1 protein-coding gene is annotated in these 243 nt (G+C 58.4%); it reads right to left on the bottom strand.

Going from position 1 to position 243, the window contains the following annotated elements:
• On the bottom strand, nt 1-243 hold a 243-nt coding region (locus SB754_RS22495), incomplete at both ends, for a hypothetical protein (RefSeq protein WP_410784492.1).

Genomic DNA, 243 nt, shown 5'->3' on the forward strand with positions numbered 1-243 from the left:
GTTGTTCACGATGTACTTCGACGGCACATCGCCGATCAACTGGACACCGCCGACCTGCGCAACACCCGTTTCATCCGAAAAATTGTTGACGACCGTGTTGTTGACGAATGTCAATCGGGCGAGAAATGGCCCCTCATCTCCCCCGGTGAACGACATATCCATGGCGCCGCCGGTTTCCCGGGCGCGGTTGAGTCGAAACAGGTTGTTGACGACATGCATCTGGACCGCGCCGGTGCCGACCAG

The organism is Leifsonia sp. SIMBA_070 (genome assembly GCF_046534635.1).
Classification (GTDB): Bacteria; Actinomycetota; Actinomycetes; order Actinomycetales; family Microbacteriaceae; genus Leifsonia.